Raw genomic sequence first — 16,206 nt, 5'->3', positions numbered from 1 at the left:
GAGATCCGTCGGACCGGCCCTGGTCCGCGTAGCGTGGGACGCGTGCCGACCTCGATCATCGCCTCCGCCAGCAGCACCTCCAGCGGGCTCCCGGTCGACTGGGACCTCGCCCGCCGCACGGCCGCCCGTCTGGTCGGCTCCGGCCCGGAGGTGAGCCGGAGCGAGGCCGTGGAGCTGGTCGGGCGCCTGCGCTCCGACGCCGCCGTCGCCGAGGGGCACGTCCGCGAGGTCACGGGGCTGGGTCACGGGCTGCCGTTGCTGCCCGCCGACGTGGTCGACCGGCCCGCCTGGTCCGCCGCCGCGCTGGCCGGCATGGCCGCGCTCACGGCCGACGCCCGGCTGCCCGAGATCGGCAGGGCCGCGCGGGCCGTCACGTCGCGGACGGCGGGCGTGCAGATCGGTGGGGTCGTGGCCTACCTCGGCGGGCGCGTGCTGGGCCAGTACGACCCCTTCGGCGGCCCGGACGGCGAGGGCAGGCTGCTGCTGGTGGCCCCGAACGTCCACGCCGCGCAGCAGGCGCTGGACGTCTCGTCGAAGGACTTCGGGCTGTGGGTCTGTCTGCACGAGGCCACCCACCGGCTCCAGTTCACCGCGGTGCCGTGGCTGCGGGACTACTTCGCCGAGCAGGTCGGCGCGCTGCTGTCCGTCGACGCCGCCGACAAGGTGTCCCTGACGCTGGAGAAGCTCCCCGAGCTGGTGCGCACGCTCAAGGAGTCCAAGGGCGACTCGCTCGCCGTCGTGGAGCTGCTGCAGGGCCCCGAGCAGCGCCTGGTGCTCGACAAGCTGCTGGCCATGACCACCCTGCTCGAGGGGCACGCCGACCACGTCATGGACGCCGTCGGCCCCGACGTCGTGCCCAGCGTCGCCACCATCCGCGACCGCTTCACCGTCCGGCGTCGCGGCGGCGGCGTCGTCGACCGCGTCCTGCGCGCCCTGCTCGGGGTGGAGGCCAAGGTCAAGCAGTACGCGGTGGGCGCGGCCTTCACCGACCACGTCGTGCTGGCGGCCGGGATGGACGGCTTCAACACGATCTGGGAGAGCCCCGAGACGCTCCCGACGAGGGACGAGCTGGGCAACCCGGGCGCCTGGCTGGCCCGCATCCACCCCTGACGCCCCCGCTCCGCCGAACGGCACTCCCGCCGGGCGGGGAGGGTGCGCCCGCGGCCTCCGGCCGGGGATGATCGCGGCGTGCCGCACACCGTCGATCTCCCCGGGGCGATGCCGCGCGGTCGGCGGCGATCACCCGTCCTCACAGACCCCGTGCGCTCCTCGCAGGGCCCACGACCTCTGCGCGGATGCCGCCCGGTCTGCGAGGACGCGGGGTGAGCGCGTTCGGCGAGGTGCGGCGGGCCGTGCGGGCCGCCGTGCCGACCTCCGCGCCCGTGCTCGTCGCCTGCTCCGGGGGAGCGGACTCGCTCGCGCTCGCCGCGGCCGCCGTCCGGGAGCTTCCCCTCGTCAGCGCCGCCGTGGTCGACCACGGGCTGCAGGACGGGTCCGCCCAGCGGGCGGCCGCCACCGTCCACGTGCTGGCCGGCCTGGGGATCCCCGCCGCCGTCCACACCGTCGACGTGACGGGGCCCGGTGGCATCGAGGCCGCCGCCCGCCGCGCCCGCTACACCGCCCTGCGCGCCGCGCTCCCGCACCCGGACTCGGCGGTGCTGCTCGGCCACACCCTCGACGACCAGGCCGAGACCGTGCTGCTGGGGCTGGGCCGCGGCTCGGGGGCCCGCTCGCTGGCCGGCATGCGCACCTGGGACGCGCCATGGCTGCGCCCGCTGCTCGGGGTGCGCCGCACGGTGACGCGGGCCGCCTGCGCCGAGCTGGACCTGCCGGTCTGGGACGACCCCCACAACGACGACCCCCGGTTCACCCGCGTCCGGCTGCGCCACGAGGTGCTGCCGCTGCTGGAGGACGTCCTGTCCGGCGGGGTGGCCGCGTCGCTGGCCCGCACGGCGACCCAGCTGCGCGAGGACGTCGAGGCCCTCGACGCCGTCGCGGCCGAGCTCCTGGCGGGCGCCCGGGACGGCGACGCACTGCTCGTCGACCGGTTGGCCGGCACGGCGCCCGCCCTGCGCCGCCGGGTGCTGCGCAGCTGGCTGGGTGTGAGGGGACTCACCGACACCCACCTCCGCGCCGCCGACGACCTCGCAGCTCACGGCCCCGATCGTGGTGGAGTCGCACTCCCCGGTGGGTTGGAGCTGGTCCGCGCGCATGGCAGGCTCTCGGTGCGCCCGCTCGACTGGGCGCGGGGCCGTTGACCGACGCCGGGAGGCACACAGCCGTGTACGACGGTGACATCGCATCCACGCTGGTCACCGAGCAGGCGATCCGCGACAAGACGGCCGAGCTGGCCGGGCAGATCGGCCGCGACTACCCGGCGGGCGGCTCGGACCTGCTCCTGGTGGGCGTCCTGAAGGGCGCGGTGATGTTCATGACCGACCTCGCGCGCGCGCTGCCGGTGCCCGTGCAGCTGGAGTTCATGGCCGTGAGCTCCTACGGCTCGTCCACGTCGTCGTCGGGTGTGGTGCGGATCCTCAAGGACCTCGACCGCGACATCGCCGGCCGCCACGTGCTCATCGTCGAGGACATCATCGACTCCGGCCTGACGCTGTCGTGGCTGCTGCGGAACCTGGAGTCGCGCTCACCGGCGTCGCTCGAGGTGTGCACCCTGCTGCGCAAGCCCGACGCGGTGAAGGTGGAGGTGCCCGTGAAGTACGTGGGCTTCGACATCCCCAACGAGTTCGTCGTGGGCTACGGCCTCGACTACGCCGAGCGCTACCGCGACCTGCCGTTCATCGGCACGCTCGACCCCAAGGTCTACGCCTGACCCAACGGGGGCCCGGCCGGGGTGGCCAGCTGGGTCGGGTCGACGCCCGCCGGTGTCGGCGTGAACGGCTCCGTGCCCAGGGCCAGCTCGATGTCGCCCAGGCCGCCGTCGGCGTTGGCGTAGGCGAGCTCCTTCGCGATGTCGCCGACGCCGTTGCTGACCGGCAGCGGGGCCAGGTTGAGCGTGGAGAGCTGGCCCACCGCGGCCCCGCGCGCGTCGAGGTAGGCGCTGCCGGAGTCGCCGGGGATGCCCGGGCTCAGCGTGTAGACGACGTGGCTGCGGCCCCTGCCGGTGTCTCCGGCGCTGATGCCGACCTTGGGGGACAGCGCGCTGATGCCCAGCCGCAGCGGCGAGTTGCCGTAGGAGAAGACCTGCTCGCCCGGGGCGAGACCGTCGGTGTCGATGCCCGTGGGCCCCCCGAAGAACGGGACGCTGGGGTTGACGAGGGCCACGTCGGCGGGGTCGATCTCGACGAGCGCGAGGTCGTTGTAGGCGCAGCTGTCGGGATCGGACTCCCCGTTCGCCTGCATCGCGACCCACGAGCTGTAGGCGACGTGGCCGGTGACGTCGCGGCCACCCGCGCCGCGGATGGTGACGGGCACGCCGAGCCCGACGGTGCCGGAGCTGCAGCCGTCGGTCTCGGTCTCCGCGCCGGTGCCGCCGCAGTGGGCGGCCTGGCCGATGAACGTGCGGCGCCGACCCGCCTGCGGGGTCGAACCATCAGTGCCGCCCGCGGTGAACACGAAGTTGGCGGTGCAGGACCCGCCGCCCGCGGTCTCGGTGAGCACGCCCGGCCGGATGGCGGCCGTCGCGGCCGGGGCCCAGTCGTTCGAGGAGGCCGCAGGCGCGGCCGGGGCCGCCGTCAGGGACGTGGACGCCGTGGCGACCGGGGCGAACAGCGCCGCCACGAGTACCGCCGTGACCGTCGCCACCGCTGCGACGAGGCCGCGCGTCCTGAGCACCATTCTGTGTCTCTCCCCCGAGCCGAACCTGCACCGCAACCGTGCAACGAACGCCGCGCCGGAAGAGTTGCGCGCATCATGGCGCGTGCCTCGAGTGGCGGGAACACCGGTCCCCGTCCGCTCGTTGAACCGTCACGCACCCCGGGATCGGGGTGGGCGCGTCGGCGCCGCGACGCAGACCACGCAGGGGACCGCTATCCTGGCGGACTCGGGGCCGGTCAGCGCGCTGCACCGCGCCCGAGCAACTCGTCTGGGAGGGTGAAGGCCGCACCGGCCGAAGCTGCATGGACCGCAAGCGCCTGCTCCGAAACCCGCTGATCTGGATCCTCGCTGCGATCCTGGTCTACTTCACCTTCAGCGTCCTGTTCGACGACACCCGCGGCTACAAGCAGGTCGACACGTCCGTCGCGCTCACCCAGATCGACAGCGGCAACGTCAAGTCCGCGCTGGTCGAGGACCGCGAGCAGCAGCTGCGGCTCACGCTCAACACCCCGGTCGACGGCAGCACCCAGATCATCACGCAGTACCCGGCGCAGAGCGGCGACACGATCGTCACGAAGCTCGAGAACGCGTCGAACAAGCCGACGTTCGACACTGCGGTGCACCAGGAGTCCTTCCTGACGCAGATGCTGATCTTCATCGTGCCGCTCGGCATCGTCCTGCTCATCCTCTTCTGGATGATGAACAACGCCCAGGGCGGCGGCAACCGGGTGATGTCGTTCGGCAAGTCGAAGGCCAAGCAGCTCAACAAGGACATGCCGAAGACCACGTTCGGCGACGTCGCGGGGGCCGACGAGGCCGTCGAGGAGCTCTACGAGATCAAGGACTTCCTGCAGAACCCGGGCCGCTACCAGGCCCTGGGCGCGAAGATCCCCAAGGGCGTGCTGCTCTACGGCCCGCCCGGCACCGGCAAGACGCTGCTCGCCCGCGCGGTCGCGGGTGAGGCGGGCGTGCCGTTCTACACGATCTCGGGCTCCGACTTCGTCGAGATGTTCGTCGGCGTCGGCGCGTCCCGCGTGCGAGACCTGTTCGAGCAGGCCAAGCAGAACAGCCCCTGCATCATCTTCGTCGACGAGATCGACGCGGTCGGCCGCCAGCGCGGCGCCGGCCTCGGCGGCGGCCACGACGAGCGCGAGCAGACGCTCAACCAGCTGCTCGTCGAGATGGACGGCTTCGACGCCCGCGGCGGCATCATCCTCATCGCGGCCACCAACCGGCCCGACATCCTCGACCCCGCGCTGCTGCGCCCGGGCCGCTTCGACCGGCAGATCCCCGTCGGCGCGCCCGACATGGCCGGCCGTCGCAAGGTGCTCGAGGTGCACTCCAAGGGCAAGCCGCTCGGCCCCGACGTCGACCTCGCGGGCCTGGCCAAGCGCACCGTCGGCATGTCCGGCGCCGACCTCGCCAACGTCATCAACGAGGGCGCGCTGCTCACCGCCCGCGAGAACGGCACGCTGATCACCGCCGCCGCGCTCGAGGAGGCCGTCGACCGCGTCGTCGGCGGGCCGCGGCGCAAGGGTAAGATCATCTCGGAGAACGAGCGGAAGATCACGGCCTACCACGAGGGCGGCCACGCGCTCGCCGCGTGGGCCATGCCCGACCTGGAGCCGGTCTACAAGCTCACGATCCTGCCGCGCGGCCGCACCGGCGGCCACGCGCTCGTCGTCCCCGAGGACGACAAGGGCCTCATGACCCGTTCGGAGATGATCGGCCGGCTGGTGTTCGCGATGGGCGGACGCTCGGCCGAGGAGCTCGTCTTCCACGAGCCCACCACCGGCGCGTCGTCCGACATCGACCAGGCCACCAAGATCGCCCGCGCGATGGTCACCGAGTACGGCATGAGCGCCCGCCTGGGTGCCGTCCGCTACGGCCAGGAGCAGGGCGACCCGTTCCTGGGTCGCTCGATGGGCAACAAGGCCGACTACTCGCTCGAGGTCGCGCACGAGATCGACGAGGAGGTGCGTGCGCTGATCGAGGCCGCGCACACCGAGGCGTGGGAGATCCTCAACACCTACCGTGACGTCCTCGACGACCTGGTGTTCGAGCTGCTCGAGAAGGAGACGCTCACCCGCAAGGACCTCGAGCGCATCTTCGACCGGGTGGAGAAGCGGCCGCGCATCACGGCGTTCAACGACTTCGGTGGGCGCACGCCGTCCGACAAGCCGCCGATCCTGACGCCCGCCGAGCGGGCCCAGGAGCGCGGCGAGCCGTGGCCGCCGCAGATCGAGCCGGTCCGCGAGCCCACGCCCGTCGGGTCCTACCCGGGTGGCGCCAACGGTGTGCCCCAGCCGGGCCCGTCCAACGGCGGCTACCCGACCCCGCAGCCCTACCCGCAGGGCGGCTACCCGCAGCAGGGCGCCACGCCCCCGCAGCAGAGCTGGGGCACCCCGGTGCCGCAGCCCGGGCAGCACCCCAACGCGGTGCCGCACAACTACGGCGCCCCGCCGGACTGGCGCCCGGCCACCACCCCGTCCGGGCAGCAGTGGCCGCCCGCCGGGCAGTGGCAGGGCCAGCCCCAGCAGGGGCAGCAGCCGCAGCAGGGCTGGACGCCTCCCGCGCAGCAGCCCGAGAACGGCAACGGGCACACGGAAGCTCCGCCCAACCTCAGCAAGGACGGCAACGGCTCGACCGAGGACGGTCCGCGCTGAGCGCGACGGCACCCGGCGATCAGGTGGTGCCCACGGTGGCCGGCAACGGCCACCGTGGTGTCGACCACGCGCGGGCACAGGCGGCGGTGCGTGAGCTGCTCATCGCGGTCGGGGAGGACCCTGACCGCGAGGGGCTGCGCGACACCCCGGCCCGGGTGGCCCGGGCCTACGAGGAGATCTTCGCCGGGCTCTACACCGAGCCCGACTCGGTGCTGGAGAAGACGTTCAACGAGCACCACAACGAGCTGGTACTCGTCAAGGACATCCCGATCTTCAGCACGTGCGAGCACCACCTCGTGCCGTTCCACGGGATGGCCCACGTCGGCTACATCCCGGGTACGTCGGGCCGGGTCACGGGGCTGTCGAAGATCGCCCGCGTGGTCGATCTCTACGCCCGGCGGCCGCAGGTGCAGGAGCGGCTCACCGCGCAGGTCGCGGACGCGATCGTGCGCAAGCTCGAACCGCGCGGCGTCATCGTGGTGATCGAGGCCGAGCACCTGTGCATGGGCATGCGCGGCGTCCGGAAGCCGGGCTCGCGCACGTTCACCTCGGCGGTGCGCGGGCTGTTCCAGTCCTCGCCGTCGTCGCGGGCCGAGGCGCTCTCGCTGATCCGGGGTTCGTGACGACCGTGGGTCCCACGTCCCCCCTGCTGCACCTGGGGCGGTGCGCCGTCATGGGCATCCTCAACGTCACGCCCGACTCGTTCTCCGACGGCGGGCGCTTCCTCGACCGCGACGACGCGGTGGCCCACGGCGTGGCCATGCACGAGGCCGGCGCCGACCTGGTCGACGTCGGCGGCGAGTCCACCCGGCCCGGTGCCGAACGCGTGGACGCCGACGTCGAGCGGGCGCGCGTGGTGCCGGTGGTGCACGACCTGGTGGCGGCCGGTGTCCGCGTCAGCGTCGACACCACCCGCGCCGCCGTCGCCGAGGCGGCGATCGGGGCCGGGGCGTGCGTCGTCAACGACGTGTCCGGCGGGCTGGCCGACCCGTCGATGGCCGCCGTCGTGGCCTCGGCGCGGGTGCCCTGGATCCTCATGCACTGGCGCGGCCCGAGCGCGCACATGAGCGAGAACGCGGGCTACGAGGACGTCATCGGTGAGGTCCGGGCGGAGCTCGTGGCCCGGGTCGACGCGGCCGTCATGGCCGGGGTCGACCCATCGCTGCTCGTGCTGGACCCCGGGCTCGGGTTCGCCAAGACCGCCTCCCACAACTGGGCGCTGCTGCGCCGCCTCGACGTGCTCATCGCGCTGGGCTTCCCGGTGCTGGTCGGGGCGTCGCGTAAGCGGTTCCTCGGGGCCCTGCTCGCCGACGCCGACGGCACGGTCCGCCCCGCCCGCGACCGTGACATCGCCACCGCGGCGATCACCGCGATGGTCGCCCACGCCGGCGCGTGGGGGGTGCGGGTGCACGACGTGCCGACCTCCATGGACGCGGTGGCGGTGGCCACGGGTCTGCAGCTGGGGGCGTCGAAGGCCCGGGTGGCCGGGCCGTGGCTGGGGGACCCGCAGTGAGGACGGCGCAATGACGGACAGGATCGAGCTCCGCGGCCTCAAGGTCCGGGGCCACCACGGCGTGTTCGAGCACGAGCGCCGCGACGGCCAGGACTTCGTCGTCGACGTGACGGTCTGGATGGACCTGGCTCCCGCCGCCGCGTCGGACGACCTGGCCGACACCCTGCACTACGGCGAGCTGGCGCAGAACGTCGCCGGGATCGTCGGAGGGAAGCCCTACGACCTCATCGAGACGGTCGCCGCGCTGGTGGCCGAGGACGTCATGACCGACGCCCGCGTCCAGGCCGTCGAGGTGGTTCTGCACAAGCCCCACGCTCCGATCCCGCTGGAGTTCCGCGACGTCGCCGTGGTGGCCCGCCGCTCCCGGAAGGGCGCCGACGAACGGGGAAGGATCGTGCCGGCATGACCCCCACCCCCGCGAGTCGGCAGTTTCGGATGCGCGAGTCGGCGCTTTCCGGAGGCCGAGTCGCATGACCCGGGCGGTGCTGTCGCTCGGCTCCAACCTCGGCGACCGGATCGGCCACCTCCGCGGGGCCGTCGCCGGGTTCGCCGACGTCCTCGTCGCCGCGTCGCCGGTCTACGAGACGGCGCCGTGGGGCGGGGTCGAGCAGGCCGACTTCCTCAACGCCGTGCTGATCGTGGAGGATCCCGGCACCGACGAGTGGGGCTGGCTGCACCGCGGCCAGGCCCTCGAGGACGCGTCGGGCCGGGTGCGCGAGGTGCGCTGGGGCCCCCGCACCCTCGACGTCGACGTGGTCTGTGTCGACGGGGTCCGCAGCGAGCACCCCGACCTGCTGCTCCCGCATCCCGGCACCGTCGAGCGGGCCACCGTGCTGCGCCCCTGGCTCGACGTCGACCCCGACGCGGTCCTGCCCGGCCACGGGCCGGTGGCCGCCCTGCTGGCCGCGCTGGGCCCCGACGCGCAGGACGGGATGCGGCGCCGCGACGACCTGGGGCTGTGGTGATCGGGCCGGCCGCAGCACCGGTCGAGGAGAACCCGGCATGACCGCCACCAGGCCTCGCGACCTGCTCGTCGTCGCTCTGGTCGTCGCGGTGCTGGCCAACCTGGCGGTGCGGCTGTCCTACGAGTCGCTGCCCGGGTTCCCGCTGCTCGCCGGCGTGACGCTGGGCGTGCTCGGGGTGGCCGAGCTGGTCGGTGGCAACCTGCTGCGGGCACGCATCCGGCGCAAGCCCGGCACCCGCCCCGTCGAGCCGCTGGTGGCCGCCCGGGCCGTCGTGCTGGCGAAGGCCTCGTCGCTCGGCGGTGCGGTCGTCGCGGGCGCGTGGGCGGGGCTGCTGGCCTACGTGCTGCCCCGCGCGTCCACCGTCTCGGCCGCGGCGAGCGACACCGCGTCCGGTGCGGTCGGCCTCGTGTGCGCGCTCGCGCTGGTCGGCGGTGCGTTGTGGCTGGAGCACTGCTGCCGTGCCCCGGACGACGGGGATCCCCGCCACCCTTAGGCTCACTGCCCATGGCGCAGCTCACGGGTGGGTGGGGACCGGGGAGCAGGACCATGATGCTCCTGCCGACGCAGAAGCGGCAGCGCCGCGGGGTGCTCCTGCCCGTCATCGGGCTCGTGCTCCTCGGGATGTGCGCGCTGGTCGCGATCGGGTTGCTGGGCAGCAGCATCGGGTTCGGCGGGGTGCTGGTCGGCGCACTGTGCGCGCTGCTGCCCGTCGGGCCCGTCGTGGCCACGTTCCTCTGGATCGACCGGTGGGAGCCCGAGCCGCCACGGCTGCTGCTGTTAGCGTTCCTCTGGGGCGCCGGTTTCGCCGCGCTGTCGGCGCTGCTGATCAACTCCAGCGCGTCGCTCGTGGTGGACCAGCTGCTCGGCCGCGGCAGCGGCGACCTCGTCGGTTCGGTCGTGATCGCGCCGCTCGTCGAGGAGGGGCTCAAGGGCGCGTTCCTCGTGCTCATCCTGATCTTCCGGCGCCGCGAGTTCGACGGCATCATCGACGGCATCGTCTACGCCGGGCTCGTGGCAGCGGGGTTCGCCTTCACCGAGAACATCCTCTACTTCGGCAGCGCCTTCGTCGACGACGCCGGCAACGGCGCGAGCAGCGGTGTGCTGGCGGTCCTGGTGCTGCGCGGGCTGCTCTCGCCGTTCGCGCATCCGCTGTTCACGGCCATGACGGGCATCGGGGCGGGCATCGCGGCCAACAACCGCAACGTCGGGGTCCGGGTGGTGGCGGTGCTGATCGGCTACGCCGGGGCCGTGCTGCTGCACGCGCTGTGGAACTCCTCGGCGTCGCTGTTCGGCGGAACCGGTTTCCAGGGGATCTACGGGTTCGTCATGGTCCCGGTGTTCGCCGGCATGGTGGCGCTCGTGCTCTACCAGCGCCGACGCGAGCAGCGGGTGATCGCCGACCAGCTGCCCGGCTTCGCGCAGGCCGGCTGGATCGCCCCGAGCGAGATCACGCTGCTCTCCAGCCTGGCCGGGCGGCGCGGCTGGCGGACGGCGGTGCGGCGCCGGTCGGGCCCGCAGGTGGCCAAGGCCGTCACCGACTACCAGGCCGCCGTCACGGAGCTGGCGTTCCTGCAGTCGCGGATGGCGCGCGGCGCCGTCGGCGACACCGGGCTGATCTGGCGCAAGGAAGCCCTCGACGAGCTGGTCCGCGCCCGCCACAAGGCCGTCGGCCACCCCGAGGCGCTGACGGTGGCGCTGCGCCACCACGGACCGACCCCCGGCGGATGGACGCCGCCGCCGGCCGGGCCGCCGCCGCGCCCGATGCAGGCCCCGGGTCGCGACCAGCCGCCGCAGAGCTGGCCCCCACCACGGTGAACCGTGTCACGCGTGGTCGCGGTCGCGGCGGGCGTGGACCTAGCCTGTGCGGGTCACCGACGAGGGTGGCCATCGTCCGGTACCTGCCCGGCAGGACTGGAACGAGCGAGGAGATCGCATGAGTACCGCCGACGTGTTCGGTCCCGCGGAGGCGGCATGAACGCCGCCAGGCCTGCCCGGCTCGCCGTGGGCGTGGTGTCCGCGGGGCGGGTCGGGGCCGTCGTCGGCGCGTCGTGGGCCGCGGCCGGCCACCACGTCGTCGCCACATCGGGCGTCTCCCGCGAGTCCCTCAAGCGCGCCGCCGCCCTCCTCCCGGACGTGCCGCTGCTGCCGCCCGACGAGGTCGTGGCCGGCGCGGACCTCGCCCTGCTCGCCGTCCCCGACGACGTGCTGCCCGGCCTCGTACGCGGACTCGCCGCCGCCGGCAGCTTCCGCCCGGGCCAGATCGTCGTGCACACCTCCGGCGCCCACGGCGTCGCCGTCCTCGCCCCCGCCACCGGGCTCGGCGTGCTGCCCCTGGCCCTGCACCCGGTGATGACGTTCACCGGGCGGATCGAGGACGTCGCCCGGCTGGCCGGGGCCTCGGTCGGCGTCACCGCCGCGGAGGGCGACGAGGCCGCCTGGAGCGTCGGCGAGGCGCTCGTCGTCGAGATGGGATCCGATCCCGTCCGGGTGCCCGAGGCGGTCCGCCCGCTCTACCACGCGGCGCTCGCCCACGGGGCGAACCACCTGGTCACGCTCGTGCGCGACTGCGTCGACACCCTGGAACGGGCCGGGATCAGCCCGGCCGAACAGCTCGTCGCGCCCCTGCTGTCGGCGGCGCTGGACAACGCCCTGCGCCACGGCGACCGCGCCCTCACCGGCCCCGTCGCCCGCGGTGACGTCGGCACGGTCCGCACGCACCTGCGCGAGCTGGACGCGGTCGACCCCGACCTGGGGCACACCTACCGCGTGCTGGCCGCCCGCACCGCGGACCGGGCGGCGGCGGCGGGCCTGTTGCCCGAACAAGGCCACAAAGATGTGCGCGCACTCCTGGAGGAAATATGATCCCCACCGACGTCGTCCGTCGGGGTGTCTCGTGACCGCCTCCCGGACCCGCGGGGGATTCGCCACCGGGGCGCTCAAGGTGCATTCCTCGCCCGCCGCCATCGCTCCGGTCACCCGGGCGCTGCGGGCCGCGGGGCGGCGCGTGCTGCTCATCCCGACGATGGGCGCGCTGCACGAGGGACACCGCGAGCTGATCCGGCACGCCCGGATGACGCCGGGCTCCACCGTGATCGCGGTATCGATCTTCGTGAACCCGCTGCAGTTCGGGCCGAGCGAGGACCTCTCCCGCTATCCCCGCCCGCTGGAGGCCGATCTCGAGGCCTGCCGCGAGGAGGGCGTGGAGCTGGTGTTCACCCCGCAGGTCGAAGACATGTACCCCGACGGCGCCGGAGCCGATTCAGGCACCACGATCGTGCCCGGACGCCTCGCCGACCAGCTCGAGGGAACGGTCCGGCCCGGCCACTTCGCCGGTGTGCTGACGGTGGTGGCGAAGCTGTTCCACATCATCGGGCCCGACGTCGCGTTCTTCGGCGAGAAGGACTACCAGCAGCTCATCCTCGTCAAGAAGATGGCGCGGGACCTGGACTTCCCCGTGCACGTGGTCGGCGTGCCCACCGTCCGGGAGGCCGACGGGCTGGCGCTGTCGTCGCGCAACGTCTACCTCTCACCCGAGGACCGGGTGCGGGCCGCCACGCTGCAGCGGGCTCTGGCCGCCGGGGCGTCGGTGTCGGTGCGCGGGCCGCAGGCGGTGCTCGCCGCGGCCCGCGACGTCCTCGCGCAGGAGCCCACGATCGACGTCGAGTACCTGGAGCTGCGCGATCCCGACCTGGGGCCGGTGCCGGCCGAGGGCCCGGCGCGGCTGCTCGTCGCGGCCCGGCTCGGCACCACCCGCCTGATCGACAACGTCGCCGTCCGGTTCTGACAGGAGCAACGATGCTGCGCACCATGATGACGTCCAAGATCCACCGCGCGACCGTGACGCAGGCCGACCTGAACTACGTCGGCTCCGTCACCGTCGACCGCGACCTGATGGACGCCGCCGACCTGCTGGAGGGCGAGCAGGTGGCCATCGTCGACATCACCAACGGCGCCCGCCTGGAGACCTACGTGATCCCCGGGGCCCGCGGCAGCGGCGTCATCGGCATCAACGGGGCAGCCGCGCACCTCGTGCACCCCGGTGACCTGGTCATCCTCATCGCCTACGGCCAGCTCGACGAGGCCGAGCTCGCCTCCTACGCGCCGCACGTCGTGTTCGTCGACGACCGGAACCGCGTGGTCGAGCTGGGGTCGGACCCGGCCCACGCCCCCGAGGGCTCCGGGCTCCTGTCCGGTGCGGCCTAGTGCTGCTCTGCGTCGACGTCGGCAACACCCAGATCGCGCTGGGCCTCTACGAGGAGACCGCGCCCGACGACCCCCACCCGCCGCTGGTCCGGGACTGGCGGATGCGCACCGACCGGCGCATCACCGCCGACGAGCTGGAGGTGGCGTTCGGGGGGCTGCTGGGCCGTTACGCCGACAAGGTCACGGGCGTGGCCGCGCTCTCGACGGTGCCGAGCCTGCTGCGCGAGCTGAAGCTGCTCATCGAGCGCCGCGGCGACCCGAACGTGATCGTCGGCCCGGGGGTGCGCACGGGTGTGCCGCTGCTCGTGGACAACCCCCGTGAGGTCGGCGCCGACCGCGTGGTCAACACGCTCGCCGCGCACCGGCTGTTCGACACGGCCTGCATCGTCGTCGACTTCGGAACCTCCACCAACATCGACGTGGTCTCGGCCAAGGGTGAGTTCCTCGGCGGGGCGCTCGCGCCCGGCATCGAGATCTCCATGGACGCGCTGGCCACCCGGGCGGCCGCGCTGCGCAGCGTCGAGCTCGTGCGGCCGCGGTCGGTGATCGGGAAGAACACCGTCGAGTGCCTGCAGGCCGGCGTGCTCTACGGCTTCGCCGGGCAGGTGGACGGCCTGGTCAACCGCATCCGCGGCGAGCTCGGGCCGAAGGCCGGGCCCGTCACGGTGCTGGGCACCGGTGGGCTGGCCCCGCTGATGATGGGCGAGTCGGAGACGATCACCGAGTACGTGCCCGACCTGACGCTGCTCGGGCTGCGCCTGGTCTACCTGCGCAACGAGCGCAGCACGTCGGTGACGAGCGGCAGCTCGAACTCCCCGGCCGAGGTCTCGGGCCGGGCGGCCAGGTAGTCGCGCATCGCGCCCGGGTGCGGCGTCGCGGTCGGCCGGGTCGCCGACCAGATCACGGGCTCGACCGTACGGCCCTGAGGACCTCGATCCGGAGCGGCAGGTCGAACGCGCCCGACGACGTCTCGGGGCGGGTCACCGGGTAGGTGCGGACGGCCCCGATCGCGGCGTCGCGGTCGGCGGGGTCGGCGACCAGCGCCCAGGACTGCGTGCACATCCGGGCGATCAGCACGACCCCGACCCTATGGCCGCCGACGAATGGCTTCGACGCCATTACTAACCTCTGTGCGTGAGCACCGAAACTCCGCAGCCGCCCGAGTCCGAGCTTCCCGAGCAGATGCGGGTCCGCCTGGCCAAGCGCGCGGACATGCTCGCCGCGGGCGTCGAGCCCTACCCGGTGTCGGTCGAGCGCACCCACACCCTCCGCGAGGTGCGGGAGGCCCATCCCGACCTCGCCGTGGACGTCGCCACCGGTGAGCTGGTCGGGGTCGCCGGGCGCGTGATGTTCCTGCGCAACACCGGCAAGCTGTGCTTCGCCACCCTGCGCGAGGGCGACGGCACCGAGCTGCAGGCGATGCTGAGCCTGGCCCTGGTCGGTGAGGACGAGCTCGCCCGCTGGAAGGCCTCCGTCGACCTCGGCGACCAGGTGTTCGTGCACGGCGAGGTGATCACCTCGCGCCGCGGTGAGCTGTCGGTGATGGCCGACGCGTGGCAGATGGCGTCGAAGGCGGTCCGGCCGCTGCCCAACACCCACACCGAGCTGTCCGAGGAGATGCGCGTCCGCCAGCGCTACGTCGACCTCATCGTGCGCCCCCAGACCCGCGAAATGGTGCGCCGCCGGGCCCAGGTGCTCCGGGCCCTGCGTGATGTCCTGCACGGCCGCGACTACGTCGAGATCGAGACGCCGATCCTGCAGTTGCTGCACGGCGGGGCCACCGCCCGCCCGTTCGTGACCCGGGCGAATGCGCTGGATCAGGAGTTGTACCTGCGTATTGCGCTCGAGCTCTACCTGAAGCGCGCGGTGGTCGGCGGAGTCGAGCGGGTCTTCGAGATCAACCGGGTGTTCCGGAACGAGGGCATCGACTCCACCCACTCGCCCGAGTTCACGATGATCGAGGCCTACCAGACCTACGCCACCTACGACGACATCGCCGACGTCACCCGCGCGATGATTCAGGCGGCGGCGTGCGCGGTGTTCGGTTCCACCACCGTGCACCATGTCGACGGATCGGTACACGATCTCGGCGGGGAGTGGCGTTCGGTGACATTGCACGGTGTCCTGTCCGACACGATCGGAACGGATGTGACGCCGGATACACCGATTGCCGATCTGCGCGAGATCGCCGTCAAGAACGACATCGAGCTCAAGGACGGCCTGACCGCGGGCGAGATCGTCCTCGAACTGTTCGAGGAGTTGGTCGAGCACACTCTGGTGGCTCCGACGTTCGTCCGGGACTATCCCGTCGAGGTGCGGCCGCTCACCCGCCAGCACCGCGACGACCCGCGGCTCGCCGAGGCCTGGGACCTCTACGTGTTCGGCACGGAGCTGGCCACGGGCTACTCCGAGCTGGTGGATCCCGTGGTCCAGCGGGAGCGGCTCACCGCGCAGTCGTTGAAGGCGGCGGCCGGCGACCCCGAGGCGATGCAGCTCGACGACGACTTCATCCGGGCCCTCGAGTACGGCATGCCGCCCACCGGTGGGATGGGCATGGGAGTGGACCGCCTGCTCATGACACTCACCGGTCTCGGAATCCGCGACACCATTCTGTTCCCACTGGTACGTTCCGAGTAGCTACGCCGGGGTGACACATCCCGATCGACTCGACAGTGTCGCTGTAATAGTTATATCGTGCGGCCATGCGGCGTCGCCGCACAACTACTGCGAGAGAAGTGACGGAGGGCTGCGACGGTGGCGCAGATCCAGGAGATTCGACTGGTCGACGACCTCGACGGCAACGAGGCCGACGAGACCCTCGAGTTCGGTATCGACGGCAAGACCTACGAGATCGACCTGTCGGAGGATAACGCCGGTAAGCTGCGCGACGCCCTCGCGGAGTTCATCGCCTCCGCCCGTCGCCTCAGTGGCGGCCGCGGCCGTCGGCCCGCCGCATCGGCTGCTCCGGCCCGTCGTCCCACGATCGACCGTGAGCAGAACCAGGCCATCCGGGAATGGGCCCGCAAGCGTGGCATGAAGGTCTCCGACCGCGGCCGCATTCCGGCCGAGGTGCTCGAGGCCTACCACC

At 73.0% G+C, this 16,206-nt stretch carries 18 protein-coding genes; 16 read left to right on the top strand and 2 right to left on the bottom strand.

Features of this window, described 5'->3' with window-relative positions; translation table 11 throughout:
* Positions 1 to 42 precede the first annotated feature (42 nt).
* From BGP03_RS12710 to hpt, 3 genes are all read left to right on the top strand, one after another.
* On the top strand, positions 43 to 1,110 hold the full coding sequence (locus tag BGP03_RS12710; protein ID WP_298800009.1) for a zinc-dependent metalloprotease: 1,068 nt from the start codon (positions 43 to 45) through the stop codon (positions 1,108 to 1,110).
* 185 nt (positions 1,111 to 1,295) lie between these two features.
* Positions 1,296 to 2,258 (top strand): tRNA lysidine(34) synthetase TilS, encoded by a 963-nt coding sequence (gene tilS / locus BGP03_RS12705; RefSeq protein WP_298800010.1) that lies wholly within the window; start codon positions 1,296 to 1,298, stop codon positions 2,256 to 2,258.
* Between the two features lie 23 nt (positions 2,259 to 2,281).
* Positions 2,282 to 2,827 (top strand): hypoxanthine phosphoribosyltransferase, encoded by a 546-nt coding sequence (hpt, locus tag BGP03_RS12700; RefSeq protein WP_296373380.1) that lies wholly within the window; start codon positions 2,282 to 2,284, stop codon positions 2,825 to 2,827.
* Here hpt and BGP03_RS12695 read toward each other — a convergent pair.
* Positions 2,818 to 3,792 (bottom strand): serine protease, encoded by a 975-nt coding sequence (locus BGP03_RS12695; protein ID WP_296373378.1) that lies wholly within the window; start codon positions 3,790 to 3,792, stop codon positions 2,818 to 2,820. The genes hpt and BGP03_RS12695 overlap by 10 nt on opposite strands.
* Before the next feature lie 281 nt (positions 3,793 to 4,073).
* Here BGP03_RS12695 and ftsH point away from each other — a divergent pair, with 281 nt between their 5' ends.
* The 11 genes from ftsH (at position 4,074) to BGP03_RS12640 (ending at position 13,966) form a co-directional block, all read left to right on the top strand.
* Positions 4,074 to 6,437: an ATP-dependent zinc metalloprotease FtsH gene (gene ftsH / locus BGP03_RS12690; protein ID WP_296373375.1), complete on the top strand. Its 2,364-nt coding sequence runs from the start codon at positions 4,074 to 4,076 to the stop codon at positions 6,435 to 6,437.
* A 35-nt stretch (positions 6,438 to 6,472) separates the two neighbouring features.
* On the top strand, positions 6,473 to 7,060 hold the full coding sequence (gene folE / locus BGP03_RS12685) for a GTP cyclohydrolase I FolE (protein WP_298800011.1): 588 nt from the start codon (positions 6,473 to 6,475) through the stop codon (positions 7,058 to 7,060).
* A 50-nt stretch (positions 7,061 to 7,110) separates the two neighbouring features.
* On the top strand, positions 7,111 to 7,950 hold the full coding sequence (gene folP / locus BGP03_RS12680) for a dihydropteroate synthase (RefSeq protein WP_298800022.1): 840 nt from the start codon (positions 7,111 to 7,113) through the stop codon (positions 7,948 to 7,950).
* Positions 7,951 to 7,960: 10 nt separating this feature from the next.
* On the top strand, positions 7,961 to 8,356 hold the full coding sequence (gene folB / locus BGP03_RS12675; RefSeq protein WP_296373372.1) for a dihydroneopterin aldolase: 396 nt from the start codon (positions 7,961 to 7,963) through the stop codon (positions 8,354 to 8,356).
* 64 nt (positions 8,357 to 8,420) lie between these two features.
* Positions 8,421 to 8,915, top strand: a complete 495-nt coding sequence (gene folK / locus BGP03_RS12670) for a 2-amino-4-hydroxy-6-hydroxymethyldihydropteridine diphosphokinase (RefSeq protein ID WP_298800012.1) — start codon at positions 8,421 to 8,423, stop codon at positions 8,913 to 8,915.
* A 37-nt stretch (positions 8,916 to 8,952) separates the two neighbouring features.
* Positions 8,953 to 9,408, top strand: coding sequence for a DUF3180 domain-containing protein (locus tag BGP03_RS12665; protein WP_296373367.1), 456 nt, complete (start codon positions 8,953 to 8,955; stop codon positions 9,406 to 9,408).
* A gap of 53 nt (positions 9,409 to 9,461) precedes the next feature.
* Positions 9,462 to 10,730, top strand: a complete 1,269-nt coding sequence (locus tag BGP03_RS12660) for a PrsW family intramembrane metalloprotease (protein ID WP_298800013.1) — start codon at positions 9,462 to 9,464, stop codon at positions 10,728 to 10,730.
* Between the two features lie 156 nt (positions 10,731 to 10,886).
* Positions 10,887 to 11,777, top strand: a complete 891-nt coding sequence (locus BGP03_RS12655; protein ID WP_296373364.1) for a DUF2520 domain-containing protein — start codon at positions 10,887 to 10,889, stop codon at positions 11,775 to 11,777.
* A 31-nt stretch (positions 11,778 to 11,808) separates the two neighbouring features.
* Positions 11,809 to 12,699, top strand: coding sequence for a pantoate--beta-alanine ligase (panC, locus tag BGP03_RS12650; protein WP_296373362.1), 891 nt, complete (start codon positions 11,809 to 11,811; stop codon positions 12,697 to 12,699).
* Between the two features lie 11 nt (positions 12,700 to 12,710).
* A complete protein-coding gene (gene panD / locus BGP03_RS12645; RefSeq protein ID WP_296373360.1) occupies positions 12,711 to 13,118 on the top strand; it encodes an aspartate 1-decarboxylase in 408 nt (135 codons plus the stop codon).
* Complete coding sequence (locus BGP03_RS12640; protein WP_296373358.1) at positions 13,118 to 13,966, top strand: type III pantothenate kinase; 849 nt, start codon at positions 13,118 to 13,120, stop codon at positions 13,964 to 13,966. Before panD ends, BGP03_RS12640 begins: the two co-directional genes overlap by 1 nt.
* 52 nt (positions 13,967 to 14,018) lie before the next feature.
* Here BGP03_RS12640 and BGP03_RS12635 read toward each other — a convergent pair whose 3' ends face one another.
* Complete coding sequence (locus tag BGP03_RS12635; RefSeq protein WP_298800015.1) at positions 14,019 to 14,195, bottom strand: hypothetical protein; 177 nt, start codon at positions 14,193 to 14,195, stop codon at positions 14,019 to 14,021.
* 105 nt (positions 14,196 to 14,300) lie between these two features.
* On the opposite strand from BGP03_RS12635, the gene lysS reads away from it, so the two are divergent.
* Positions 14,301 to 15,755, top strand: a complete 1,455-nt coding sequence (gene lysS, locus BGP03_RS12630) for a lysine--tRNA ligase (RefSeq protein WP_296373614.1) — start codon at positions 14,301 to 14,303, stop codon at positions 15,753 to 15,755.
* Positions 15,756 to 15,872: 117 nt separating this feature from the next.
* A partial coding sequence (locus tag BGP03_RS12625; RefSeq protein WP_299736372.1) for an Lsr2 family protein occupies positions 15,873 to 16,206 on the top strand: 334 nt, incomplete at its 3' end.

This window comes from Pseudonocardia sp. 73-21 (assembly GCF_001899645.1).
GTDB lineage: Bacteria > Actinomycetota > Actinomycetes > Mycobacteriales > Pseudonocardiaceae > Pseudonocardia.
This window is presented reverse-complemented; position numbering and strand designations above follow the sequence as displayed.

Bases quoted from the DNA above. Each gene is read 5' to 3' on its own strand.
- BGP03_RS12695 (WP_296373378.1), bottom strand. From the start codon at position 3,792: ATGGTGCTCAGGACGCGCGGCCTCGTCGCAGCGGTGGCGACGGTCACG.
- folB (WP_296373372.1), top strand. From the start codon at position 7,961: ATGACGGACAGGATCGAGCTCCGCGGCCTCAAGGTCCGGGGCCACCAC.
- folP (WP_298800022.1), top strand. From the start codon at position 7,111: ATGGGCATCCTCAACGTCACGCCCGACTCGTTCTCCGACGGCGGGCGC.
- panD (WP_296373360.1), top strand. From the start codon at position 12,711: ATGCTGCGCACCATGATGACGTCCAAGATCCACCGCGCGACCGTGACG.
- lysS (WP_296373614.1), top strand. From the start codon at position 14,301: ATGCGGGTCCGCCTGGCCAAGCGCGCGGACATGCTCGCCGCGGGCGTC.
- folK (WP_298800012.1), top strand. From the start codon at position 8,421: ATGACCCGGGCGGTGCTGTCGCTCGGCTCCAACCTCGGCGACCGGATC.
- ftsH (WP_296373375.1), top strand. From the start codon at position 4,074: ATGGACCGCAAGCGCCTGCTCCGAAACCCGCTGATCTGGATCCTCGCT.
- BGP03_RS12660 (WP_298800013.1), top strand. From the start codon at position 9,462: ATGATGCTCCTGCCGACGCAGAAGCGGCAGCGCCGCGGGGTGCTCCTG.
- BGP03_RS12665 (WP_296373367.1), top strand. From the start codon at position 8,953: ATGACCGCCACCAGGCCTCGCGACCTGCTCGTCGTCGCTCTGGTCGTC.
- tilS (WP_298800010.1), top strand. From the start codon at position 1,296: ATGCCGCCCGGTCTGCGAGGACGCGGGGTGAGCGCGTTCGGCGAGGTG.
- BGP03_RS12655 (WP_296373364.1), top strand. From the start codon at position 10,887: ATGAACGCCGCCAGGCCTGCCCGGCTCGCCGTGGGCGTGGTGTCCGCG.